Annotated in this window: 26 protein-coding genes; 18 read left to right on the plus strand and 8 right to left on the minus strand. The window is 59.4% G+C overall.

The window, feature by feature from the left end:
• Nucleotides 1-47: 47 nt before the first annotated feature.
• From mnmE to hemE, 4 genes are all read right to left on the minus strand, one after another.
• Nucleotides 48-1,367, minus strand: coding sequence for a tRNA uridine-5-carboxymethylaminomethyl(34) synthesis GTPase MnmE (gene mnmE / locus AC244Q_RS22115; RefSeq protein ID WP_041935603.1), 1,320 nt, complete (start codon nucleotides 1,365-1,367; stop codon nucleotides 48-50).
• A gap of 105 nt (nucleotides 1,368-1,472) precedes the next feature.
• Nucleotides 1,473-2,738 (minus strand): transcription termination factor Rho, encoded by a 1,266-nt coding sequence (rho, locus tag AC244Q_RS22120; RefSeq protein ID WP_012759538.1) that lies wholly within the window; start codon nucleotides 2,736-2,738, stop codon nucleotides 1,473-1,475.
• A 197-nt stretch (nucleotides 2,739-2,935) separates the two neighbouring features.
• Nucleotides 2,936-3,472, minus strand: coding sequence for a protoporphyrinogen oxidase HemJ (gene hemJ / locus AC244Q_RS22125; protein WP_012759539.1), 537 nt, complete (start codon nucleotides 3,470-3,472; stop codon nucleotides 2,936-2,938).
• Nucleotides 3,473-3,474: 2 nt separating this feature from the next.
• Nucleotides 3,475-4,506: a uroporphyrinogen decarboxylase gene (hemE, locus tag AC244Q_RS22130; protein ID WP_017995585.1), complete on the minus strand. Its 1,032-nt coding sequence runs from the start codon at nucleotides 4,504-4,506 to the stop codon at nucleotides 3,475-3,477.
• Between the two features lie 401 nt (nucleotides 4,507-4,907).
• Between hemE and AC244Q_RS22135 the strand changes: the two genes are divergently transcribed.
• The 5 genes from AC244Q_RS22135 to dnaQ are packed head-to-tail and all read left to right on the plus strand — an operon-like array spanning nucleotide 4,908 to nucleotide 8,538.
• Nucleotides 4,908-5,729 carry a pyruvate, water dikinase regulatory protein gene (locus AC244Q_RS22135; protein WP_011649834.1) on the plus strand — a complete coding sequence of 274 codons (822 nt, stop codon included), beginning with the start codon at nucleotides 4,908-4,910 and terminating at the stop codon, nucleotides 5,727-5,729.
• A gap of 33 nt (nucleotides 5,730-5,762) precedes the next feature.
• Nucleotides 5,763-6,362 (plus strand): Maf-like protein, encoded by a 600-nt coding sequence (locus tag AC244Q_RS22140; RefSeq protein WP_012759541.1) that lies wholly within the window; start codon nucleotides 5,763-5,765, stop codon nucleotides 6,360-6,362.
• The gene (locus tag AC244Q_RS22145; RefSeq protein WP_012759542.1) at nucleotides 6,355-7,212 is read left to right on the plus strand and encodes a shikimate dehydrogenase; all 858 of its coding nucleotides are present in this window, start codon (nucleotides 6,355-6,357) and stop codon (nucleotides 7,210-7,212) included. The genes AC244Q_RS22140 and AC244Q_RS22145 overlap by 8 nt, the downstream gene beginning before the upstream one ends.
• Nucleotides 7,212-7,823, plus strand: coding sequence for a dephospho-CoA kinase (gene coaE / locus AC244Q_RS22150; RefSeq protein WP_012759543.1), 612 nt, complete (start codon nucleotides 7,212-7,214; stop codon nucleotides 7,821-7,823). The genes AC244Q_RS22145 and coaE overlap by 1 nt, the downstream gene beginning before the upstream one ends.
• The gene (gene dnaQ, locus AC244Q_RS22155; RefSeq protein WP_012759544.1) at nucleotides 7,816-8,538 is read left to right on the plus strand and encodes a DNA polymerase III subunit epsilon; all 723 of its coding nucleotides are present in this window, start codon (nucleotides 7,816-7,818) and stop codon (nucleotides 8,536-8,538) included. Before coaE ends, dnaQ begins: the two co-directional genes overlap by 8 nt.
• Before the next feature lie 67 nt (nucleotides 8,539-8,605).
• Here dnaQ and secB read toward each other — a convergent pair whose 3' ends face one another.
• Both secB and AC244Q_RS22165 read right to left on the minus strand, forming a co-directional pair.
• On the minus strand, nucleotides 8,606-9,088 hold the full coding sequence (secB, locus tag AC244Q_RS22160; protein ID WP_012759545.1) for a protein-export chaperone SecB: 483 nt from the start codon (nucleotides 9,086-9,088) through the stop codon (nucleotides 8,606-8,608).
• Between the two features lie 101 nt (nucleotides 9,089-9,189).
• Nucleotides 9,190-9,696, minus strand: a complete 507-nt coding sequence (locus AC244Q_RS22165) for an FxsA family protein (RefSeq protein WP_032996743.1) — start codon at nucleotides 9,694-9,696, stop codon at nucleotides 9,190-9,192.
• Nucleotides 9,697-9,828: 132 nt separating this feature from the next.
• Between AC244Q_RS22165 and AC244Q_RS22170 the strand changes: the two genes are divergently transcribed.
• From AC244Q_RS22170 to gyrB, 5 genes are all read left to right on the plus strand, one after another.
• Entirely contained in the window at nucleotides 9,829-10,533 is a 705-nt protein-coding gene (locus tag AC244Q_RS22170) for a Tim44/TimA family putative adaptor protein (protein WP_012759547.1), read from the plus strand.
• Complete coding sequence (gene mltA / locus AC244Q_RS22175) at nucleotides 10,526-11,644, plus strand: murein transglycosylase A (protein WP_113546671.1); 1,119 nt, start codon at nucleotides 10,526-10,528, stop codon at nucleotides 11,642-11,644. Before AC244Q_RS22170 ends, mltA begins: the two co-directional genes overlap by 8 nt.
• Nucleotides 11,644-12,210 (plus strand): Smr/MutS family protein, encoded by a 567-nt coding sequence (locus tag AC244Q_RS22180; protein WP_012759549.1) that lies wholly within the window; start codon nucleotides 11,644-11,646, stop codon nucleotides 12,208-12,210. The genes mltA and AC244Q_RS22180 overlap by 1 nt, the downstream gene beginning before the upstream one ends.
• Complete coding sequence (locus AC244Q_RS22185) at nucleotides 12,207-12,584, plus strand: helix-turn-helix domain-containing protein (protein WP_003544097.1); 378 nt, start codon at nucleotides 12,207-12,209, stop codon at nucleotides 12,582-12,584. Before AC244Q_RS22180 ends, AC244Q_RS22185 begins: the two co-directional genes overlap by 4 nt.
• A 135-nt stretch (nucleotides 12,585-12,719) precedes the next feature.
• Nucleotides 12,720-15,155: a DNA topoisomerase (ATP-hydrolyzing) subunit B gene (gene gyrB, locus AC244Q_RS22190; protein WP_113546780.1), complete on the plus strand. Its 2,436-nt coding sequence runs from the start codon at nucleotides 12,720-12,722 to the stop codon at nucleotides 15,153-15,155.
• 85 nt (nucleotides 15,156-15,240) lie between these two features.
• On the opposite strand, the gene AC244Q_RS22195 is transcribed toward gyrB, so the two are convergent.
• Both AC244Q_RS22195 and AC244Q_RS22200 read right to left on the minus strand, forming a co-directional pair.
• Nucleotides 15,241-15,840 (minus strand): nitroreductase family protein, encoded by a 600-nt coding sequence (locus AC244Q_RS22195; protein ID WP_113546670.1) that lies wholly within the window; start codon nucleotides 15,838-15,840, stop codon nucleotides 15,241-15,243.
• A 43-nt stretch (nucleotides 15,841-15,883) separates the two neighbouring features.
• On the minus strand, nucleotides 15,884-16,168 hold the full coding sequence (locus AC244Q_RS22200) for a DUF2218 domain-containing protein (protein ID WP_113546779.1): 285 nt from the start codon (nucleotides 16,166-16,168) through the stop codon (nucleotides 15,884-15,886).
• A gap of 171 nt (nucleotides 16,169-16,339) precedes the next feature.
• Between AC244Q_RS22200 and AC244Q_RS22205 the strand changes: the two genes are divergently transcribed.
• The 8 genes from AC244Q_RS22205 to trpA all read left to right on the plus strand — a co-directional run bounded on the left by AC244Q_RS22205 (nucleotide 16,340) and on the right by trpA (nucleotide 24,127).
• Nucleotides 16,340-17,299 (plus strand): glutathione S-transferase family protein, encoded by a 960-nt coding sequence (locus AC244Q_RS22205; RefSeq protein ID WP_113546669.1) that lies wholly within the window; start codon nucleotides 16,340-16,342, stop codon nucleotides 17,297-17,299.
• Between the two features lie 144 nt (nucleotides 17,300-17,443).
• Entirely contained in the window at nucleotides 17,444-18,286 is an 843-nt protein-coding gene (locus tag AC244Q_RS22210) for a fumarylacetoacetate hydrolase family protein (protein WP_012759554.1), read from the plus strand.
• Between the two features lie 204 nt (nucleotides 18,287-18,490).
• Nucleotides 18,491-19,768: a polyhydroxyalkanoate depolymerase gene (locus tag AC244Q_RS22215; protein WP_012759555.1), complete on the plus strand. Its 1,278-nt coding sequence runs from the start codon at nucleotides 18,491-18,493 to the stop codon at nucleotides 19,766-19,768.
• Nucleotides 19,769-19,913: 145 nt separating this feature from the next.
• Nucleotides 19,914-20,348 (plus strand): DUF2852 domain-containing protein, encoded by a 435-nt coding sequence (locus AC244Q_RS22220; protein ID WP_012759556.1) that lies wholly within the window; start codon nucleotides 19,914-19,916, stop codon nucleotides 20,346-20,348.
• 107 nt (nucleotides 20,349-20,455) lie between these two features.
• Nucleotides 20,456-21,214 carry a M48 family metallopeptidase gene (locus tag AC244Q_RS22225; RefSeq protein WP_012759557.1) on the plus strand — a complete coding sequence of 253 codons (759 nt, stop codon included), beginning with the start codon at nucleotides 20,456-20,458 and terminating at the stop codon, nucleotides 21,212-21,214.
• Between the two features lie 178 nt (nucleotides 21,215-21,392).
• Nucleotides 21,393-22,061: a phosphoribosylanthranilate isomerase gene (locus AC244Q_RS22230; RefSeq protein WP_012759558.1), complete on the plus strand. Its 669-nt coding sequence runs from the start codon at nucleotides 21,393-21,395 to the stop codon at nucleotides 22,059-22,061.
• A 2-nt stretch (nucleotides 22,062-22,063) separates the two neighbouring features.
• A complete protein-coding gene (gene trpB, locus AC244Q_RS22235) occupies nucleotides 22,064-23,284 on the plus strand; it encodes a tryptophan synthase subunit beta (protein WP_113546668.1) in 1,221 nt (406 codons plus the stop codon).
• Nucleotides 23,285-23,287: 3 nt separating this feature from the next.
• Complete coding sequence (trpA, locus tag AC244Q_RS22240; protein WP_113546667.1) at nucleotides 23,288-24,127, plus strand: tryptophan synthase subunit alpha; 840 nt, start codon at nucleotides 23,288-23,290, stop codon at nucleotides 24,125-24,127.
• The last annotated feature ends 28 nt before the right edge of the window (nucleotides 24,128-24,155 follow it).

The raw sequence follows: 24,155 nt of genomic DNA on the forward strand, positions 1-24,155 counted from the left end.
TCACGTGAAACCATTTAGGGCGTTTTGGCGCCAAGGTTTCACGTGAATCATTTGCCGATACAAAATTCTGAGAAGATCACGCCGAGCAGCTGCTCAACATCGACTCGTCCAGTAATTCTGCCCAAATACTCAGCGGCAATTCGCAGCTGCTCAGTCCGCAGTTCGAGATTCACATCTGTCTGCGATATCGCCGCATCGAGTGCCGCTAAACATTTCGCCAGAGAATCCTTATGCCGTTGTCGGCTGGGAATTGCCATAGACAGACCAGCAAAACGTTTGTCGATGATGTCGCCGATCAATCGGCGCAATTCCGGCAGGCCGTCACCGGTCGTTGTCGAAATCTGCAAGTCGTACCGATCCTCGGCAATGCCGATGAGATCCTTCTTCGTCCCGACAATAACATGTGGCGAGGCTTGCTCCAACTCGTCGGGAACCAGAGGATTAGTCATGTCAACCAGCAGCAGGACAAGATCGGCATCACGAAGCGCCGCGCGCGCGCGCCGCACTCCTTCCATCTCGACCCTGTCGTCCGCCTCGCGAAGGCCCGCGGTGTCATAGAGCTTGATCAGGTAACCATCAATATCGAGATCAACCTGCAGGACATCACGGGTGGTTCCGGCGATCTCTGTCACGATTGCCACGTCTCGACGCGCCAAAGTGTTCAACAGGCTCGATTTTCCAGCATTCGGAGCGCCGGCGATGACCACCTTGAAGCCGTCTCTGATAATCTCCCCGGCAGAAGCTGTCGCCAGGTGATTCTCGATATCACTGCGAAGCTTCGCCATATCGGCCCAGACCATATCCGATACCGAGCCTGGAACATCATCCTCATCGGGGAAATCAAGCTCCGCCTCGATCAGCGCCCGGGCGCGCGTTAATCGTTCCGCCCACGAATCGTAAATTCTGGAGAGTCCGCCTGCGCTATGTTCGACCGCAAGGCGTCTCTGCATCTCGGTCTCGGCGCCGATAAGGTCGGCCAGGCCCTCAACCTCTACAAGATCAAGTTTGCCGTTCTCGAAAGCTCGGCGGGAGAATTCGCCCTCGACCGCCATCCGAACACCCGGAATATCGCCAAGTGCGTGAAACAGCGCCGCAAGTACGGCTTTGCTGCCGTGGATCTGCAGCTCGGCAACATCCTCGCCGGTAAACGAATTCGGAGCAGGGAAAAACAGCACCAAGCCGCTATCGATCGGCTGATTGTTACGACTCCGAATCGTTCGGTGAGATGCATGCCGGGCTGCCGAGACGGATCCGGCGAGGCTTACCAATATGTCTCTGGTCAGCGGCCCGCTGATTCGAACGACCGAAACACCCGACGGCAGGGCACCGCTCGATAGCGCATATATGGTATCATTCAACATGGCCATATCGCCTGGTTCATCGGTTGGAATCGAAATCGATTCCTATCAAATAGAAAAGCTGGAGGCATCGTGACAATGCCTCCAGCTTCAGGGGTTGAATCCGGCTAAGGATTATGTGTTCATCGATTCGAAGAAGTCGGAATTGTTCTTTGTCTGCTTGAGCTTGTCGATCAGGAACTCGACCGCATCGGTCGTGCCCATCGGAGCAAGGATGCGGCGGAGCACGAAGATCTTCTGCAGATCCTGGCGCGGAACCAGAAGGTCCTCCTTGCGCGTTCCGGACTTCAGGATGTCCATTGCCGGGAAGATACGCTTATCGGCGACCTTGCGATCGAGGACGATTTCCGAGTTGCCCGTGCCCTTGAATTCTTCGAAGATCACTTCGTCCATGCGGCTGCCGGTATCGATCAGCGCGGTCGCGATGATCGTCAAAGAGCCGCCTTCCTCGATGTTACGGGCCGCGCCGAAGAAGCGCTTCGGCCGCTGCAGAGCGTTGGCGTCCACACCGCCGGTAAGGACCTTGCCTGAAGAGGGAACGACCGTGTTATAGGCACGGCCCAAGCGCGTGATCGAATCGAGCAGGATGACAACGTCGCGTCCGTGTTCGACAAGGCGCTTGGCTTTCTCGATGACCATCTCGGCCACCTGCACGTGACGGACGGCTGGTTCGTCGAAGGTCGAGGAGATAACCTCGCCGCGAACCGAGCGCTGCATGTCGGTCACTTCTTCGGGGCGTTCATCGATCAGCAGGACGATCAGATAGCACTCCGGATGGTTGGCGGTGATCGAATGCGCGATGTTCTGCAACAACACGGTTTTGCCGGTACGCGGCGGCGCGACGATCAATCCACGCTGGCCCTTGCCAAGCGGCGCCACCAGGTCGATTACACGTGGCGACAGATCCTTGGTGGTCGGAATATCGAGTTCCATCTTGAAGCGCTCGTTCGGATAGAGCGGCGTCAGATTGTCGAAATGGACCTTGTGCCGGATCTGTTCCGGATCGTCGAAATTGATGGTGTTGACCTTGAGCAGCGCGAAATAGCGCTCACCCTCCTTCGGTCCACGGATCGGGCCTTCGACCGTATCGCCGGTTTTCAGCGAGAAACGGCGGATCTGCGACGGGGAGATATAAATATCATCCGGGCCCGGCAGGTAGTTCGCATTGGGCGACCGCAGGAAGCCGAAACCGTCCTGCAGCACTTCGACGACGCCTTCGCCGATGATTTCGACATCCTGGCTGGCAAGCATCTTGAGGATCGCAAACATCAGCTCCTGCTTGCGCATCGTGCTTGCGTTCTCGACCTCGAGCGATTCGGCAAATGCCAGCAGATCCGTCGGGGATTTACTCTTAAGTTCCTGAAGCTTCATTTCAGCCATGAAGTGACCAATACTCTTTTTAATTTCAAAGGGGAAAGGCGATGTTGGGTCGTATTCGGTACCGCGAAAGGGCTCGCAGACGACTGAACTCTACACACATGCCACGTAGATGAGATGCGCGGAAAATAGCGACTCGCAATCGCTGCCGCAAGAGGGCTGCTTAAAATGAAGCAAATTTAACCTGAGGACGATTTTCCTCAGAACGGCTTCACCACGACGAGGATGACGATCAGGATCATCAGCACTGTCGGGGCCTCGTTCATGAACCGCCAGTAACGCGCCGAGCGGCGATTTTCATCCCGCTCGAACGCTCCGACGGCGCGGCTGAAGAACATATGAACAGCGGTCAGCAATATGACGAGACCGATCTTGGCATGCAGCCAGCCGCCCTGGAATCCATAAACCGACCAGGCGAGATAGAGGCCGAAAATCCACGTCAACATCATCGCCGGCGTCATGATGATTCGAAGCAGCCGGCGCTCCATCGCTTTGAAGGTTTCCGACTGCACCGAACCCGGCTCCGCATCGGTGTGATAGATGAACAGCCGCGGCATATAGAACAGCCCGGCCATCCACGAAATGACCGCGATGATGTGCAGCGCCTTGATCCAGAGGTAGAGATTATCGGGGTTCCAAGCAAAAAGCCCGATCGCCATCAGCGAAAAGGAGGCCAGCGCAAAATGAGCCCGGCGCCGGGCGTAAGCGCCAGATCTCCGATCGGTCTGTTTTTCCATCGTCACGCACCGCCTCGTACACGATCCACCAGCAGACGCACATGCTCGGGGTCGGCCTGCGGTGTAATGCCGTGACCGAGATTGAAGATCAGCGGTCCATTGCCGAGATGCTGCAGAATATCGTCGATGCCGTCTTCCAGCGCCCGACCGCCGGCAACGACGCGCATCGGATCGAGGTTGCCCTGAACCGGTCCATCCTTTTGAAGTTCGGCGGCAAAAGCCAGCGGGACCGACCAGTCGAGGCCGATTGCATCTGCGCCCGTCTTCTGGCGATAGGTTTTCAGCTGGTAGCCGGCGCCCTTGGCAAAAGCGATGATGCGAGCATGTGGCCGTTGCGACTTGACGGAAGCGATCATCCGCGCAACCGGCCTGACCGCAAACGCTTCAAACTCCTTCTCGCCAAGAACACCAGCCCAGGAATCGAAGATCTGCACGGCATCGGCGCCGGCATCGATCTGGGCGACGAGATAATCGGCCGATACGTCGGCAAGCAGCATCAGCAGATGCTCGAAAGCGCGGGGATGCCTGTAGGCGAAGAGACGGGCAGGGGCCTGATCCGGCGTGCCGTGACCGGCGATCATGTAGGTCGCAACCGTCCATGGCGCGCCGCAGAAGCCGAGCAGCGTCGTCTCGACTGGCAACTCCTCGCGCAGCCGCCGCACCGTTTCCAGAACCGGCCTGAGATAATCGACAACCTCTTCGCCATTCAATCTGCCGATACCAGCTTCATCGATCGGATCCATCTCCGGACCATGACCCTCGGTGAACCGGACGTTCCGCTTCATTGCATCGGGAATGACCAGAATATCGGAAAACAGAATGGCCGCATCGAAGCCATAGCGGCGGATCGGCTGCAATGTCACTTCGACGGCATGGTCAGGCGTGTAGCAGAGATCGAGAAAACTCCCTGCCTTTGCCCGCGTCTCCCGATATTCCGGGAGATAACGTCCTGCCTGTCTCATCAGCCAGAGAGGAGGAGGGGAGAGACTTTCGCCACTCAAAACCCTCATGATCTTTCGGCGCGTATCGCTCAAGCGCTTCTTCCCTATAATAAAACAAAGATATTTTAAAAGGTTTCTATTTCTTAGAGTCGGTGACTATCAAGGATTAAAATCCATCCACCGCCGATGCCATTTGTCGCGCGCCCGCAAAACAACATCGGAAAGATTTGTCGATCTCGTCCAAATTTCGGGGAGAAGCCGAATCCGGAAATGATTCCAAATCCTTCCGGATCGGCAATTTTTCTCATAGCTGTGGACAGGCTGTGGACGAGCTTTCAAGAAGCCCACCCCTTCCCCATCGTCCACAGGGCCAACCGAAACCGTTCGGCAAAATCCGAAATGTGGATAAGCAGGCATGTTTTCCCTTGCCGGAGACTGCCTCGCCGCCGTAGCTCTGTTTCATCCAGTGTTTTCAACAGGCAGCGGAAAATAGCGTGGAGAACAGAACGAACTTCTTTCATCTGCATCTGATTTCTGACTCAACGGGAGAGACTCTGATCTCCGCCGGGCGCGCCGCGTCGGCGCAGTTCAGATCAGCGCAGCCGATTGAACATGTCTATCCGCTGATCCGCAATCGCAAGCAGCTGCTGCCGGTTCTGCAGGCGATCGATGACGCCCCCGGCATCGTACTCTACACCATTGTCGACCGGGAGCTTGCGAGCCTGATCGATGAGCGCTGCATCGAGATGGGTGTCGCCTCGGTGAATGTGCTGGAGCCAGTGATGAATGCCTTCCAGATCTATCTCGGCGCTCCATCGCGCCGTCGGGTCGGAGCTCAGCATGTGATGAATGCCGGCTACTTCGCCCGCATCGAAGCGCTGAATTTCACCATGGATCACGATGACGGCCAGATGCCCGACGATTACAACGACGCCGATGTCGTCATCATCGGTATCAGTCGTACATCGAAAACACCCACCAGCATCTACCTCGCCAACCGAGGTATCAAGACGGCGAACATTCCGATCGTCTATGGCGTGCCATTGCCGGAGAGCCTCTTCGTCGCGAGTAAACCGCTGATCGTCTGCTTGATCGCCACCACCGACCGCATTTCCCAGGTGCGGGAAAATCGTGTGCTCGGGGTGACGCAGGGATTCGATCGCGAACACTACACCGATCGCGCCGCGATTTCGGAGGAACTGAAATATGCCCGCTCGCTTTGCGCCCGTCATAACTGGCCGCTGATCGACGTCACCCGCCGCTCAATCGAGGAAACAGCAGCGGCGATCGTTGCCCTGCGGCCGAAGCTGCGCTAAGCGCTGGCGAAAAGCTGGCACGCCGAGGAACCCATGACGCCGAAACTCATCCTTGCATCGTCGAGCCCCTATCGCCGGATGCTGATGGAAAATGCCGGTCTGTCCTTCGAGGCGCATGCCGCAAGGATCGATGAACGGGCCGTCGAAGCGCCGCTGGAAAAAGCCGGCACCAAGCCTGATGCCGTGGCCCTCGTCCTGGCCAGGGCCAAGGCCGAAGAAGTCAGCAGCCGTTTTCCGGATAGCCTGGTCATCGGTTCGGATCAAACGATGTCGCTCGGCGACAGCGTCTTCCACAAGCCGAAGGACATGACCGACGCGGCTAGCCATCTTCAAGCCCTTTCGGGGGTCACCCATCGATTGAACAGCGCCGTTGCGATCGTCAGCAATGGCGTGGTCTTATGGGAACATCTCGCGCATGCCGAACTGACGATGCGGCCGCTAACGGTGGAGTTCATCGCCAGACATCTGGCGCGGGTTGGCGAACGGGCGCTTTTCAGCGTCGGCGCCTATCAATTGGAGGGGGAGGGCATCCAGCTCTTCGAAAAGATCGTGGGTGATTATTTCACCATTCTCGGCCTGCCGATGCTGCCGCTTCTAAAAAAATTGCGAGAACTCGGAGCAGTCGATGGGTGATTCACGTGAAACATTGGGGCCGAAAGCGTTTGTCACGGGCTTTCCCATCAAGCATTCGCGCTCGCCGCTGATCCACGGATATTGGCTCAAGACGCTTGGCCTGCCAGGCAGCTACCGCGCTCATGAAGTGGCACCCGAGGCCTTTGCCGATTTCATTCACTCGTTGAAGGACGGCAGTTCCGGCTTTACCGGAGGCAATGTCACCATTCCCCATAAGGAATTGGCGTTCCGGCTCGCCGACGAACCGGACGCGCTGTCGCGCGAGCTCGGCGCCGCGAACACGCTCTGGCTGGAGGATGGCGCTCTGCATGCGACGAATACCGACGGTCGAGGCTTCATTGCCAATCTCGACGAACGTCATCCGGGCTGGGACCGGCATGGCACGGCCGTCGTCTTTGGCGCCGGCGGCGCCAGCCGGGCGATCATCCAGGCGGTCCGTGATCGCGGTTTCAAGGAGATCCATGTCGTCAACCGTACCGTCGAACGCGCGCGTGAACTCGCGGATCGTTTTGGCCCGCGTGTCCAGGCCCATCCGGCCGGAGCGCTTGCCGAAGTGATGAAGGGTGCTGGCCTCTTCATCAACACCACCTCGCTCGGCATGGACGGCGAGGCGGCGCCGCAACTCGATTTCTCGCCACTTGCAGCCGATGCGGTCGTCACCGATATCGTTTATGTGCCCTTGAAGACGCCGATCCTGGCACAGGCGGAAGAGCAAGGATTTCCCATCGTCGATGGTCTCGGCATGCTCTTGCACCAGGCCGTGCCTGGATTTGAGCAATGGTTCGGCCGGCGTCCCATCGTCGACGCGGCGCTGCGCGCGCTCGTCATCGCGGATATGGAAGCACACTGATGCTGAAGATCGGTCTCACCGGCTCCATCGGAATGGGAAAATCGACGGCGGCAAAGCTCTTCGCCGATGCCGGAATCCCGGTGAACGATTCGGATGCCGTGGTCCACGATCTCTATGCCGGCGAGGCTGCATCACTGGTGAATGCCGCCTTCCCCGGTACGATGAAGGATGGGGCCGTCGACCGGCATGAACTCGGCCGCCAGCTCGCTTTTCATCCCGGTGGCTTCAAACGCCTGGAAGCGATAGTCCATCCGCTGGTTCGCAAACGCGAGACGGAATTTCTGGAGCGACAGCGCGCCGCCGGCGCCGACATGGTATTGCTCGATATCCCACTACTTTTCGAAACCAGCGCCGAGGCAAGAGTGGACGTCATCGTCGTGGTCAGCACTGATCCACAGCTTCAGCGCCAAAGGGTGCTTGCGCGCGAAGGCATGACCGAGGAAAAATTCGACATGATTCTCTCACGCCAGACGCCGGACACGGAAAAACGGCGGCGGGCCGATTATGTAATCGACACCAGTCACAGTATCGCGACGACGAGAGAACGTGTACTCGAGATCGTCGCCGACCTGAAAACGCGGATTGCCAAGGGAGATTTCCGGAATGCGTGAGATCATCTTCGATACGGAAACAACCGGCCTCGACAACCGCGCCGACCGCATCATCGAAATCGGCGGCATCGAGCTCTTCAATCATTTCCCCACGGGCAATACGATCCATATCTTCATCAATCCTGGAGATCAGAAGGTTCATCCGGATGCGCTCGCCGTGCACGGCATCACCGATGAATTCCTGAAGGACAAGCAGCCTTTTGGGGAGGTTGCCGAACAAATCCTTACCTTCTTCGGCGATGCGAAGTGGATTGCCCATAACGCCACCTTCGATATGGGCTTCATCAACGCGGAATTAGCACGGATCGGTTTGCCGCCAATCCTGCCGGAAAGGGTGCTCGATACCCTGTCGATGGCGCGTCGCAAACACCCGATGGGACCGAATTCGCTCGATGCGCTCTGCCGGCGCTACGGCATCGACAATTCGCACCGCACCAAACACGGCGCGCTGCTCGACTCCGAATTGCTCGCCGAAGTCTATATCGAGATGATCGGTGGCAGACAGGCAGCGCTCGGGCTCGGCATGGTCGGCAGGTCCAACCAGGCAGCCCGCGGTGACATGGGGATGGAAGACGACGTGGTGATTGCCGCAGTGCTCGAGCGGCCCCGGCCGCTAGCCCCGCGCGTCAGCGATATCGAGGAGCAGGCACATGAGGCGCTCGTCGCCAAGCTCGGTGAAAAAAGCGTCTGGGCGAAATACGCAAACCTCGATTGAACCGGTCCTCAATTGAAAATGCCCGGGACCAGCCGGGGCATCCGCATTTCAGACAAGAAAGAGCCGGTCAGTTCGGAACGGCCTGAACCTTGGCGCGGGCCTGTTCCTCGGCAACACGCTGAGCGAACATCTGCGTGAAGTCGATCGGGTCGATCATCAGCGGCGGGAAACCACCGTTGCGGGTGACGTCGGCGATGATCTGACGGGCGAAGGGGAAGAGCATGCGCGGGCACTCGATGAAGAGAACCGGCAGCATGTGTTCCTGCGGGAAACCGGCAACGCGGAAGACGCCGCCATAGGTGAGTTCGGTATGGAAAACCGTCTTGTCGCCGTCCTTGGCCTCGGCATTCAGCGACAGCACGACATCGAAATCCGTATCGGAAAGCGGGTTGGCGTTGACGTTCACATTGATGTTGATCGTCGGCGCCTTGTCGCGGGCCTGCAGCGAACGCGGCGCACCCGGATTTTCGAAGGACAGATCCTTGGTATATTGCGCAAGGATCGAAAGGGTGGGGTTGGCCGCACCGTTGCTGTTGTTATCGTCTGCCATTGGCTTTTCCTCGAGGGGCATGGGAATGGTGCCGCCATCTAACATTTCAGGGAAGGGCTTACAACCCTGGGCGCTTGGCGCGGTTGATCAGCCGCAGTGCCTCAATCGCCGAGATGTTTGCCGGACCACGGTGAGTTGCGATCCGGCTCTCTATGATAGTCCTCTTCGTCGAGATCGACCACCTTCGAGTTCGGCTTGCGGTCGCGGAAATCGGCTTGCGGGCCCGAGGAAGAGGCGCCCTTAGCATTGACGACGACGAAGCGTTTGGCGATCGCCCGCCAGACGAGATCGCGCACCGGCGGAATAAGAATGAGGATCGCGATGATATCGGACAGGAAGCCGGGAATGATCAGCAGCAGCGAGGCGATGACGTTCATCGCCGGCCGCAGCAGGTCGCGGCCCGGCATCACCCCGTTTCGTCCTTCGCTCGACATGCGGCGCAAAATACCGATGCCCTGCCGGCGCAGCAGAATCACGCCGAGGACGAAACCGAGCATGACGAGCGCCAGCGTCAGCCACAATCCGATAGCCCGGCCGACGACGACGAAACCGGCAATTTCGGCGAGCGGCAGCAGCAGAATGAAGGCTGGCAGGATCGAAAAACGCATGTCGGTCATGTCCCGGGCTCGCCGGTCTCCTCTTGGCGCCGGCGAAGATGCCAGCCATCATTTGAATCATCTGTATAGGCAGACTATATGGGAGTACAAATCAGAGATGTTAACGGGCGGCTGCGATACGATATGAGTTCGAACGACTTCATCACATTATTTTTCCTGGTGGCGGCTGTGCTGATTTTCTTTCAGCTCCGCTCCGTGCTCGGGCGCCGTACAGGAAATGAGAAGCCGCCGCGCGATCTCTATACGCCGCGGGATGCGGCTCCGGCCGAAGCCGCCGATGCCGGCAAGGTAGTGACGCTGCCGCGGCGTGATGCGACGACGGAGGACGAGGATCGCTTCGCCGCCATCGATGCTTTCGCGGCACCCGGAACGCCGCTCAACGAATCGCTGCGCGCGCTGAACAAGGCCGATCCCGCCTTCACCCCGAAGGAGTTTCTGAACGGCGCCCGCATGGCTTACGAGATGATCGTCATGGCCTACGCCGATGGCGACCGGAAAACGCTGAAGAACTTGCTGTCCCGCGAAGTCTATGACGGGTTCGATGCGGCGATCGGCGAGCGCGAAGCCCGGGGCGAGAAGGTGAAGTCCACCTTCGTCGGCATCGACAAGGCCGAAATCACCCATGCGGAAACAAAGGGCAGCGAAGCGCAGATCACCGTGCGCATCGCCAGCCAGCTGATATCGGCCACCTACGACAAGGCGGATGTGCTGATTGAAGGCGACGCCGAAAACGTCGCCGAGGTCAACGACGTCTGGACCTTCGCCCGCGACACCCGCTCGCGCGATCCGAACTGGAAACTCGTGGCGACCGAATCGGAACATGAGTGACCACGCATCGGACTTCGTCCTGCAGGCCATAAGCTTCGACTCTCTGGAAGGCTGGAAGGATGATGATCCCTCCGGCCTTTTTGAAGTGATGCGAAGCTGCCGCCGGCAAATCACCGATGTCAAATCGTACCGTACCGGATCGCTGGGCCTGAGCTCGGAAGACCTGCTTCCGCTTCTCGCCGCTGCCGAAGATTTCACTCCGCCATCTCCGGCGTCGGCGCGCGCTTTTTTCGAGACGCACTGTCGGCCCTTTCTGATTCGCCGCAAGGATGGCAATTCCGGCTTCGTCACCGCCTTCTACGAACCCGATATCGACGTGGCCGAGCGGCCGGACGAAATTTTCCGTTTTCCTTTCTACCGGCGTCCGGGCGATCTGATCGATCTCGACGACGCCAATCGCCCCGCCGAGCTCGACAAGGCCTATGTTTTCGGCCGTCTGCATGAGGGCCGCGTCGCTGCCTATCCGGACCGCCGCGCCATCGATCAGGGTTTTCTCGAAGGCCGCGGCCTCGAAATTGCCTGGGCGAAGTCGAAGGTCGATGTCTTCTTCGTGCATGTGCAGGGTGCTGCCCGTCTGCGTTATACGGATGGTCGTATCGGCCGCATCACCTATGCGGCGAAGGCCGGCCATGCTTTCTCGGCGATCGGCAAGCTGCTCATCGGGCGCGGGGAGATCAATCGGACGGAGATTTCGATGCAGGCGATCCGTGCCTGGCTGGCGCGCAATCCCGAGAGCGTCGACGAAGTATTATGGCATAACCGCTCTTATATTTTTTTCCGCGAAGCGCCGGTTGCCGATCCACAGGCAGGCCCGATCGCGGCCGCCAAGGTGCCGCTTCTCGCCGGGCGCGCGCTTGCGGTCGACCGGATGATCCATACCTTCGGCTTTCCTTTTTTCCTTCGCGCCGAAAGTCTCACCCATCTCGACCAAGGCCGCCCGTTCCACCGGCTGATGCTGGCGCTCGATACCGGCTCGGCGATTATCGGGCCGGCGCGGGGTGATATCTTCACCGGCTCGGGGGACATGGCCGGGGAAAGTGCCGGCACCGTCCGCAACGAGGCCGATTTCACCATCCTCATTCCCAATGCCGCCGCCGGAAGATTCGACTGATGGCCAGGGATCGCAAGCTGAGCGCGGATGAGAGGATCCTCTGGGGCAAGGTTGCCCGCAGCACCCGGCCGATGCCCGGCAAGGCGGGGGCGTTGACCGAACTCGACGCCTTTCTTGCCGAGGCCGAGGCGGCGGCCGAACGGGAACAGGAAAAGCAGACGCCAGCCACACCCACGCCGCTGCAGGCGACAGCACCGTCAACGGCGAAGCCATCGGCCGGGGTGCATCATCCGCTGGAAAAGCCGGTCAAGCGGAAGATCGCCAAGGGCCGGCTGGCGCTCGAAGCGCGGATCGACCTGCACGGGTTGGTGCAGAGCCAGGCTCATGCCATCCTTCTCGATTTCCTGATCCGCGCCCATGAGCGCGGCATGCGCCATGTGCTGGTCATTACGGGCAAGGGCAGCTCCATGGGCAGCGAGGGTGCGCTGAAGCGGGCGGTGCCTCTCTGGTTCTCGAAGCCGGAATTCCGTTACCTGATCTCCTCCTATGAGTCGGCCGCACAGCATCATGGCGGTGAGGGCGCGCTCTACATTCGCCTGTCGCGGCGGCATGGGGAAAGGCCATGACACCCTTCGGAGAGGCGGTTCGCAGGCTGAGAGCGCGCAAGGGCGTCTCGCAGAAGGAGATGGCGGAGGCACTGAATGTCTCCCCCGCCTATCTCTCGGCGCTCGAACATGGAAAGCGTGGTTTGCCGACATTCGATCTGCTGCAGCGCATCGCCGGCTATTTCAACATCATCTGGGATGAGGCTGAGGAACTGTTCCTGCTCGCCCGCTCGTCCGACCCGCGCGTCGTGATCGACACCTCCGGACTGCCCCCCGAATATACCGAATTTGCCAACCGGCTGGCCCGGCGGATTCGCAACCTTGACAGTGCAGAGATAGGCCGGCTATCGGCTCTTCTCGAAAATGGCGGCAAAGGCGACGGAAAAGCGTCATAATCCCCTGTTTTATGCCTTGTTTTAGGGGCTTGCCATTGGGAAGTGGGTTCAAAAAACCTATATACGAGAGTGAAGAAAGCCGGTGATTCGCAAGGCGCGCCGCAGCTTTACGACAACAGGGAAAATCTCGACAGAATGAGCGATACATCCGCGACGGAAAACGGCGTAAGCACCGAATATGGCGCAGATTCCATCAAGGTTCTGAAGGGCCTCGATGCCGTGCGCAAACGCCCCGGCATGTATATCGGCGATACCGACGACGGCTCCGGCCTGCATCACATGGTCTATGAAGTCGTCGACAACGCGATCGACGAAGCGCTTGCCGGCCATGCCGACATCGTCACGGTGACCCTCAATCCGGATGGCTCGGTAACCGTCACCGACAATGGTCGCGGCATCCCGACGGACATCCACACCGGCGAAGGCGTGTCGGCTGCCGAAGTCATCATGACGCAGCTTCATGCCGGCGGTAAGTTCGACCAGAATTCCTACAAGGTTTCCGGCGGCCTGCACGGCGTCGGCGTCTCCGTCGTCAACGCGCTGTCCGTCTGGTTGAAGCTGAAGATCCGCCGTCACGACAAGATCCATGAAATGAGCTTCACCCATGGCGTGGCCGATGCTCCACTGAAGGTTACGGGCGACGCGCCGAATGAGACCGGCACGGAAGTGAGCTTCATGCCGAGCACCGGCACCTTCACCATGACGGAGTTCGACTACGGCACGCTGGAGCATCGCCTTCGCGAGCTCGCCTTCCTGAATTCAGGCGTCCGCATCCTGCTGACCGACAAGCGCCATTCCGACATCAAGCAGGAAGAGCTGCGTTATGACGGTGGCCTCGAGGCTTTCGTCGCCTATTTGGACCGCGCCAAGAAGTCGCTCGTCGACAAGCCGGTTGCCATCCACGGCGAAAAGGACGGCATCACCGTTGAAGTCGCGATGTGGTGGAACGACAGCTATCATGAGAACGTGCTCTGCTTCACCAACAACATCCCTCAACGCGACGGCGGCACGCATATGGCCGGCTTCCGCGCGGCGCTGACGCGCCAGGTCGTTTCCTATGCCGACAGTTCCGGCATCACCAAAAGGGAAAAGGTAACGCTGCAGGGCGAAGATTGCCGCGAAGGCCTGACTGCGGTTCTGTCGGTCAAGGTGCCGGATCCAAAATTCTCCTCGCAGACCAAGGATAAGCTCGTTTCCTCGGAAGTCCGTCCTGTTGTCGAAAGTCTCGTCAACGAGGCGCTGAGCACCTGGTTCGAAGAACATCCGAGCGAAGCCAAAATCCTCGTCGGCAAGGTCGTCGAGGCCGCCGCCGCACGCGAAGCGGCCCGCAAGGCCCGCGAGTTGACCCGCCGCAAGGGCGCACTCGATATCGCTTCGCTGCCGGGCAAGCTTGCTGACTGCTCCGAGCGTGATCCGACAAAATCCGAAGTCTTCCTCGTCGAGGGCGATTCTGCCGGCGGCTCGGCCAAGCAGGGCCGCTCGCGCGAGAACCAGGCGATCCTGCCGCTGCGCGGCAAGATCCTGAACGTCGAACGCGCCCGTTTCGACAAGATGCTGTCGAGCCAGGAAATCGGCACATTGATCACCGCGCTTGGTACCGGCATCGGCAAGGACGAGTTCAATGTCGAAAAGCTGCGCTACCACAAGATCATCATCATGACCGACGCCGATGTCGACGGCGCCCATATCCGCACCCTGCTGCTGACCTTCTTCTTCCGCCAGATGCCGCAACTGATCGAGCGCGGTCATCTCTATATCGCCCAGCCGCCGCTCTATAAGGTCTCGCGCGGCAAGTCGGTGCAGTATCTGAAGGACGAGAAGGCGCTGGAAGAATATCTCATCAGCCAGGGCCTGGAAGATGCTTCGCTGAGGCTCGGTAGCGGCGAAGTTCGCGCCGGCCAGGATCTGCGCGAGGTCATCCTCGATGCTCTGCGTATGCGCGCGCTGCTCGACAATCTCCATTCGCGCTACAATCGTTCCGCCGTCGAACAAGCGGCGATTGCCGGCGCCCTCAATGCCGAGCTCGCCAGCGACCCGGCCAGAGCGCTGGCGCTGGCAAACGAAGTGGCTGGGCGCCTCGACATCATCGCCGAGGAAACCGAGCGCGGCTGGCGGGGCGATGTGACAACCGATGGCGGTCTGCGCCTCGAGCGCATGGTCCGCGGCGTCAGGGAACTCGTCGTGCTCGATATGGCGCTGATCGGTTCCTCGGATGCCCGTCACATCGACCAGCTGACGGCACGCCTCAAGGAAATCTATCAGACGCCGCCGTCGCTGCATCGCCGCGAAGGCGACGTCGAAATCTCCGGCCCGCGTGCCCTGCTCGACGCGATCTTCGCAAGCGGGCGCAAGGGTCTCACCATGCAGCGCTACAAGGGTCTTGGCGAGATGAATGCCGAGCAGCTCTGGGAAACGACGCTCGATCCGAACGTTCGCTCGCTGCTGCAGGTCAGGGTCAACGACGCCACCGACGCCGATGGTCTCTTCGCCCGCCTGATGGGTGACGAAGTCGAGCCGCGGCGCGAATTCATCCAGGAGAATGCGCTGAGCGTTGCAAACCTCGATATCTAATTGATATTTCAAAATAAATGGCCCCGCTATCTTTAGGATGGCGGGGCTTTCGTTTGCCCGATATCTGCTTGGCCTTTGGCTTCGCTCAATTCGCGACGAAGCGGCCGTTGAAGGCGACCTCGGAGAGCGGCTTGCGCTGGCTGGGGAATTCGCGTGCCTGATTGCGTTCGGAAAGAACGCTCTTATCGGCCAGCCGGCCGACGGCGACACCTGCTTCGACCCGGTATCCCTCGGGAATGGCGAAAGCCTGGCTGATCTCCTCATGTTTGATGCCGCCCATGCCATGGGCATAAAGGCCGGAGAGGCGCGCCTGGATCGCCAGATGCCCCCATGCCGCACCGGCATCGAAGGAATGGGTGTAGCTCGGCTTTTCCTCAGCCGAGCCGGCAGCCCCGGTGAAGGTGCGCGACACGACGAAGATCAGCGCTGATGCATTCCTGGCCCATTCCTGGTTGGAATCGTTGAGCAAAGCGACGAATTTCTCCCAATGCTCCGAACCCTTGAGGCCATAGATGAAGCGCCAGGGCTGGTGGTTGGCCGAGGACGGCGCCCAATGGGCGGCGTCGAGCAGACCGAGTAGCTGCGCCTCCTCGATGATTTCGCCGGTGAAGGCGCGCGGCGACCAGCGGTCAAGAAACATCGGATCGACCGGATATTCGGATTCGCGACTATTGCTCTTCGTCATGCTTGTTCCAGGGTTTGCAGAAAATTTGGATCGGGGGCTGGGCTTAGTCCGTCCAGACGATGTCGAGTTCTTCGCGGAAGGCGAAGCGCTTTAGATGATCGCCGATGACGTGCTGCATCCTTTCCTGTTGCGAGGAATCGACGACGGAAAGTGTCAAGGTCAGCGCCGCATCGTCGGCCGCAAACGTTACCTCGGCCGTATCGCTGAACGGCACCCGGCCCTTCAGAGGATCAAAATCGACGCTGAACTTGTGGCTCCAGTGTTTGCAGAGCTGCTGCAGGTAGCGGCTTGCATGTTCGGTCCGCACGACGGCCTTCGAGAGATGCATTTCGAACTCCACGTCATTTTGTATAGCAGAGACATATTTCCTGCTTCACCGGCTTGGCAAGCACAGCATCGTCGCAGTTGGGGTGTACAGACTGTCTCCATAAAAGCGGCCTCACGCCGGCCCCGAAGCAGGATAATAAACCGTTTAGTCAATCGATTGGGGGAGTTGCGCATGCTGGTGAACGGAAAATGGACGGAAGACTGGCAGCCCGTTCAGGCAAAGGACGAAAAGGGCGGCTTCGTCCGCCAGACCTCAAGTTTCCGCAATTGGGTGACCCCGGATGGCAGCGCCGGGCCGACTGGCGAGGGCGGCTTTGCAGCCAGGGCCGGCCGTTACCATCTTTATGTCGCCTATATCTGCCCCTGGGCCTCACGTACCCTGATCGGCCGCAAGCTCAAGGGCCTGGACGACGTCATCTCCGTCTCGGTCGTTGAACCGCTGCTGGGCAAGCAGGGCTGGCGCTTCGGCGATTATCCCGGCGCGACGAAGGATCACGTCAACGGCGTAACCTATATGCATGAAATCTATACCGGGGCAGCACCCGATTTCACCGGCCGGGCGACCGTGCCGGTTCTCTGGGACAGAGAGAGAAAGGCCATCGTCAACAATGAATCCGCCGATATCCTGCGTATGCTGAACAGCGGCTTCGGTGGTCTGGCAAAAAATCCGATCGATCTTTACCCGGCGGAGAGACGCACCGAGATCGATGCTTTCAACGATCGCATCTATCCCGATCTCAACAACGGCGTCTACCGCGCCGGTTTCGCCACCACGCAGATCGCCTATGAAGAGGCTTTTGCCGATGTTTTTTCCTGCCTCGACTGGGTCGAGCGGCAATTCGAGGGCCGGTCTTTTCTGTTCGCCGATCATCCCACCGAGAGCGATATCCGGCTTTTCGTAACGCTGGTGCGCTTCGACGTCGCCTATCACGGCATCTTCAAATGCAATCTGCGCCGGCTTTCCGACTATGCCAAGCTGCGCGCTTTCTGCCGCCGCATGCTGGATTGGCCGGGCATCGGTGAAACGGTGAACCTCGATCATATCAAGCGCGGCTACTATTCGATCGAAAGCCTCAATCCGACGAAGATCATTCCCTCCGGCCCGGATCTGACGGAAATTTTTAGAGCATGATGCCGAAAGATACGGGCGGTTTTCGGCAGAAAATCATCCGAATCGCGGCAAAGCCGTACCGCTTCCCGGCAAAGCCGTAATGACACCGATGAATAATTCGTTCATAGGTGGCTGCAAATCCGTTTTCGATGAGGAGGAAATTCCATGAAGCTGATGCGTGTTGGCGAAGCAGGCAGTGAAAAACCAGCACTTCTCGATGCCGATGGCAAGATCCGCGATCTCTCCGGTCATGTCGCCGATATCGGCGGTGAAGCGATCGGACCGGCAGGCCTTGCAAAGATAGCGGCGATCGATCCGAAGAGCCTTCCGGAAATCGCACCCGGCCGCATCGGCGCCTGCGTCGCGGGCACTGGCAAGTTCATCTGCATCGGCTTGAATTATTCGGATCATGCTGCCGAAACCGGTGCGACCGTGCCGCCCGAGCCGATCATCTTCATGAAAGCGACATCCGCAATCGTTGGACCGAACGACAATGTCGTCATTCCCCGCGGTTCGGAAAAGACCGATTGGGAAGTTGAGCTCGGCGTCGTCATCGGCAAAACCGCCAAATATGTGACGGAAGCCGAAGCGCTGGATTATGTCGCCGGTTATTGCGTCTCCAATGACGTTTCCGAGCGCGCTTTCCAGACCGAGCGGTCTGGTCAGTGGACCAAGGGCAAATCCTGCGACACCTTTGGCCCGATCGGCCCCTGGCTCGTGACCAAGGACGAAATTGCCGAACCGCAGAACCTCGGCATGTGGCTGACGGTCAACGGCCAGAAGATGCAGAACGGCTCGTCGAAAACGATGGTTTACGGGGTTGCGTTTCTCGTCTCCTACCTCAGCCAGTTCATGTCGCTGCATCCCGGTGACGTGATCTCCACCGGCACGCCTCCGGGCGTCGGCATGGGCCTCAAGCCGCCGCGTTATCTCAAGGCCGGCGACGTGGTCGAACTCGGCATCGAAGGTCTCGGCACGCAGAAGCAGACTTTCGTAGCGGATCGTTAATAACGCTTCCTGCTGAGAAACTTAAGTTTTCAGGTCGATTATGATGCCGGAGATCAATTCTCCGGCATTTTTTGTGTGGGTCTGGTTCGTCAATGTTGCTGTGCAACAAAAAACTGTTAGTCTGCGCTACGTGCCCGCGTTACGAAAAGAGTCGATGCCTTTCAATCGGTGTTATCTTTTCGATAGAGAAAGGTGGCGCCTTCCATGTTTTATCAGCTTTATGAATTGAACCATGCCGCCATGGCGCCGTTTCGCGCCGCGGCAGATATCATGCGATTTGCCTATGCCAATCCGCTGAATCCGTTCTCCCATACGCCGTTCGGCCGGACGATGGCGGCAAGTCTCGAAATGTTCGAACGCACGACGCGCCGCTATGGCAAGCCGGAATTCGGATTGAAGCAGACGACGATCGGTGAAAAGACGGTTTCCGTCCGCGAAGAGGTTGTCTGGTCGCGACCCTTCTGCAATCTTCTGCATTTCGCCCGCGGTATTCCAGCCGCCCGCGGCAATGACCCACGCATCCTGATCGTCGCGCCGATGTCCGGCCACTATGCCACGCTGCTGCGCGGCACGGTCGAGGCGCTGCTGCCGAGTGCCGATATCTACATCACCGACTGGATCGACGCTCGCATGGTGCCGATGACGGAAGGCACGTTCGATTTCGACGATTACGTCGACTACGTCATCGAGATGCTGCATTTCCTCGGTCAGGACACGCATGTCATCGCCGTCTGTCAGCCTTCCGTTCCGGTGCTGGCAGCCGCTGCCGTGATGGAGGAAGCCAGGGATCCGCTTTCGCCGGCGTCGATGACGCTGATGGGCGGCCCGATCGACACGCGCATCAACCCGACGGCGGTCAATAAGCTCGCCCAGGAGCGGTCGCTGCAGTGGTTCTCCGACAACGTCATCATGAACGTGCCCTGGCCGCAGCCGGGCTTCATGCGCCCGGTCTATCCGGGATTCCTGCAGCTTTCGGGCTTCATGTCGATGAATCTTGATCGCCACCTCGTGGCGCACAAGGAATTCTTCATGCATCTCGTGAAGAACGACGGCGAGCCGGAAAGACATCGCGATTTCTACGATGAATATCTCGCTGTCATGGATCTGACCGCCGAATTCTATCTGCAGACGGTGGAGGAAGTCTTCATCAAGCATTCGCTGCCGAAGGGCGAACTGATGCATCGCGGCAAACGCGTCGATCCGGCGGCAATTCGTAACGTGGCGCTGCTGACCGTCGAAGGTGAGAATGACGATATCTCAGGTGTCGGCCAGACAAAGGCGGCGCAGACTATCTGCGTGAACATTCCCGAAGATATGCGCATGCACTATCTCCAGCCGGATGTCGGCCATTATGGTGTTTTCAACGGCTCGCGTTTCCGCCGCGAGATCGCGCCGCGCATCATCGATTTCGTCCGAAAGCATTCCCGTTCCGCCGTCAAGCCTCCGATCCCGCGTGTCATCAAGGGCGGCCGGACGGGCTGAATCAGGGGCAGCTGAATTAGCAAAACGAATTCAAGGCTTTGTCCGATTTCGCGGGCAATCGTCTTGAAGGCGCTTATTGCGGTTACCACATCGATTTCAGCGTTCGGTATTCTGCCGGGCGCGGAAAGCGAGGGATACCCGCACGATGAACCAGTCAGCATTGCTTCGACCGGATTGGACTCCGGCTACCATTGCCCTGATGATTCTCGGCTTCATGGTTTTCTGGCCTCTGGGTCTTGCCATGCTTGCCTACATCATCTTCGGCGACCGTCTGCGCGGCTTCAAGCGTGACGTCAACCAGGCGACCGATGGCTTCTTCGCCTCCTGCCGCCGCCCGCATGGCCGTCACCGCCCACACTTCTCGACCGGCAACGGCGCCTTCGACGACTGGCGTAAGGCCGAACTCGACCGGATGGAGGAAGAGCGCCGCAAGCTTGACGAAATGCGCGAGGAATTCGACTCGTATCTGCGCGAGCTCCGCCGGGCCAAGGATCAGGAAGAGTTCGACCGCTTCATGCGCGACCGCAGGAACGCCAAGCGCGATGACAACGGCCCGGTCGCCGAATATCAGACGCCGTAAACGCCTGAACGATGAAATGATGACCGGCATCTGTCGATGCCGGTTTTTCCATGTCTGCCCTTCCGCCGATCATTTAGATTTGCCGGCGAATCGTATAGAAAACACGCATGTTCTCGCTTCTGAAAACAATGTCGAAGGCGCGAAAGCCGGCTCCGCCCGAAATGCGGACGCTCGATGTCGCCGGCCGGCTCATGCCGCTGACGATCAAGCAGCACGACCGGGCGACACGAATCACGCTGCGCATCGAGCCGGGTGGCCGCGCCTTGAAGATGACGGTGCCGAAAGGCCTTGCCGCGCGCGAGGTCAATGCCTTCCTCGACCGTCATCAGGGGTGGCTGCTCACCAAGCTTGCCAAGTTTTCGACCGATACCGGCCTGCGTGACGGCGGCGAAATCCTCCTTCGCGGCGTTTCCCATCGCATCCAGCATAGCGGCAGCTTGCGCGGGCTGACGGAGGCGGTTTCAATAGACGGCAGGCCGGTGCTGCGCGTCAGCGGCATGCCGGAACATGTCGGACGGCGCATTGCGGCCTTTCTCAAGAAAGAGGCGCGTGCCGATCTCGCAAGACTGGCGACGATGCACGCCGCAGCGATCCGGGCGCCGATCCGCTCGATCTCGATGAAGGATACTCGCAGCCGCTGGGGCTCGTGTTCGTCGGAGGGAAATCTGAGCTTTTCATGGCGCATCGTCATGGCGCCGCCGTCGGTGATCGATTATCTCGCCGCCCACGAGGTCGCCCATCTCAAGGAAATGAACCACGGCCCGCACTTCTGGGCCCTCTGTGGCAAACTTTGCCCCGGCATGGACGAGGCGAAATCCTGGCTCAAGCGGCATGGCAGCCAGTTGCACGCGATCGATTTCGACTAGCGCATAAACTCGAATATCGGAATCGATTTTTCGGAAAGGATTACGCGCAGATTTAAAGTGATAGAGCTTCTCTAGGGCGTCCTTTGGACGCGCGGCGCTCTGGCCGAGAGCCGCGCTAAATTCAGCGTCCGTCGCAAATTGGCTCGACTCTTTCTGCATTTCGTGTCACTTCGCTGCCATGAGACCGGATATCAAGATCTGTGGCTTGAAGACGCCCGACGCTGTCGATCGCGCGCTGAAACGCGGCGCGACCCATATCGGTTTTATCTTCTTCGAAAAGAGCCCGCGCTATATCGAGCCGGACCTGGCGGCAAAACTGGCCGAACCTGCGCGTGGCAAGGCGAAAATCGTCGCCGTCGTCGTCGATCCGACCAATGACGAACTCGACGAGATCGTGTCGATATTGAAGCCGGATATGCTCCAGCTTCACGGCAACGAGAGCCCCGAACATGTGCTGACCATAAAGGCGGTCTATGGTCTGCCTGTGATGAAGGTCTTTTCGGTCCGCACGGCAGACGACCTGAAGCGCGTCGAGGCCTATATCGGCATCGCCGACCGTTTCCTCTTCGACGCCAAAGCGCCGAAGGGTTCGGAACTGCCTGGCGGCAACGGTATTTCCTTCGATTGGAGCCTTCTCAGCTGGCTTGACGGCAGCGTCGACTACATGCTTTCCGGCGGGCTGAACAAGGACAATGTCGCCGAGGCGCTTTTCGTCACCAAGGCACCGGGTATCGACGTCTCCTCGGGTGTCGAAACTGCGCCTGGCGTGAAGAGCGTCGCGAAGATCGATGAATTTTTTGACGCGGTCGAAAAGGCGAATGCGCCGATGATGGCCTCAGGGAGTTGAGAGTGAACGAGACGCCTAAACCGAATTCCTTCCGTTCCGGCCCCGATGAAGATGGCCGTTTCGGCATATATGGCGGTCGTTTCGTCGCCGAAACACTCATGCCGCTGATCCTGGATCTGCAGGACGAGTGGAACAGGGCGAAGAACGATCCGGCATTCCAGGCCGAATTGAAGCATCTCGGCGCGCATTATATCGGCCGCCCGAGCCCGCTCTATTTCGCCGAGCGGCTGACGGCCGAACTCGGCGGCGCGAAGATCTATTTCAAGCGCGAGGAGCTGAACCATACCGGCTCGCACAAGATCAACAACTGCATCGGCCAGATCCTGCTCGCCAAGCGCATGGGCAAGACCCGCATCATCGCCGAAACCGGGGCCGGCCAGCACGGCGTCGCCTCCGCGACCGTGGCCGCCCGCTTTGGCCTTCCCTGCGTCGTCTATATGGGCGCCACCGACGTCGAGCGTCAGGCGCCGAACGTTTTCCGCATGAAACTGCTCGGCGCGGAAGTCAAACCGGTCACCGCAGGCAGTGGCACGCTCAAGGACGCCATGAACGAGGCGCTTCGCGACTGGGTCACCAATGTCGAAGATACCTATTACCTGATCGGAACGGCCGCCGGTCCGCATCCCTATCCGGAGATGGTCCGCGATTTCCAGTCGGTGATCGGTATCGAAGCGAAGGAGCAGATGCTGGCGGCCGAAGGCCGTCTTCCGGATCTGGTCATCGCTGCCGTCGGCGGCGGCTCGAACGCCATCGGCATTTTCCATCCTTTTCTGGATGATCCCTCTGTCAAGATCGTCGGCGTCGAAGCCGGCGGCAAGGGTCTGCAGGGCGACGAACATTGCGCCTCGATCACCGCCGGTTCGCCGGGCGTGCTGCACGGCAACCGCACCTACCTGCTGCAGGATGGTGACGGTCAGATCAAGGAAGGCCATTCGATTTCGGCCGGCCTCGATTATCCCGGCATCGGCCCCGAACATTCCTGGCTGAACGATACCGGCCGCGTCGACTATGTGCCGATCATGGACCACGAAGCGCTCGAGGCTTTCCAGACCCTGACCCGCCTCGAAGGCATCATCCCGGCGCTCGAGCCCTCGCATGCGATTGCCGAGGTCATCAAGCGGGCACCGACGATGGGCAAGGACGAGATCATCCTAATGAACCTCTCCGGCCGCGGCGACAAGGATATCTTCACCGTCGGCAAGCTTCTGGGAATGGGACTATAAGACATGACCGCACGCATGGACAAACGCTTTGCCGAGCTGAAGGCCGAGGGCCGTCCGGCGCTTGTGACCTATTTCATGGGCGGCGATCCTGACTACGACACCTCGCTTGGCATCATGAAGGCGCTGCCGGAGGCGGGCTCAGACATTATCGAGCTCGGCATGCCCTTTTCCGATCCGATGGCCGACGGCCCGGCGATCCAGCTGGCCGGCCAGCGCGCGCTGAAAGGCGGCCAGACGCTGAAGAAGACGCTGCAGCTGGCGGCCGATTTCCGCAAGACCAACGATGCGACGCCGATCGTGATGATGGGTTACTACAACCCGATCTATATTTACGGCGTCGAGAAATTCCTCGACGACGCACTCGCCGCCGGCATCGACGGCCTGATCGTCGTCGACCTGCCGCCCGAGATGGATGACGAACTCTGCATTCCGGCGATCCGCAAGGGCATTAATTTCATTCGCCTGGCGACGCCGACGACCGATGAGAAGCGCCTGCCGAAGGTATTGAAGAACACCTCCGGCTTCGTCTACTACGTCTCGATGAACGGCATCACCGGTTCGGCGCTGCCCGATCCGTCGCTGGTTTCGGGCGCGGTCGAGCGCATCAAGCAGCATACCAGCCTGCCCGTCTGCGTCGGCTTCGGCGTCAAGACGGCGGAACATGCAAAGGTCATCGGCGGTTCGGCCGACGGCGTCGTCGTCGGCACCGCGATCGTCAATCAGGTCGCGACCAGCTTGACGCATGACGGAAAGGCAACGGCGGACACCGTTCAGGCCGTTTCCACGCTGGTGCGTGGCCTTTCCACGGGAACACGTTCGGCGCGCCTTGTTGCTGCCGAATAGTTTGCCCACATTGGAAAAAAGCATGTCG

Source organism: Rhizobium sp. CB2179, assembly GCF_057653455.1.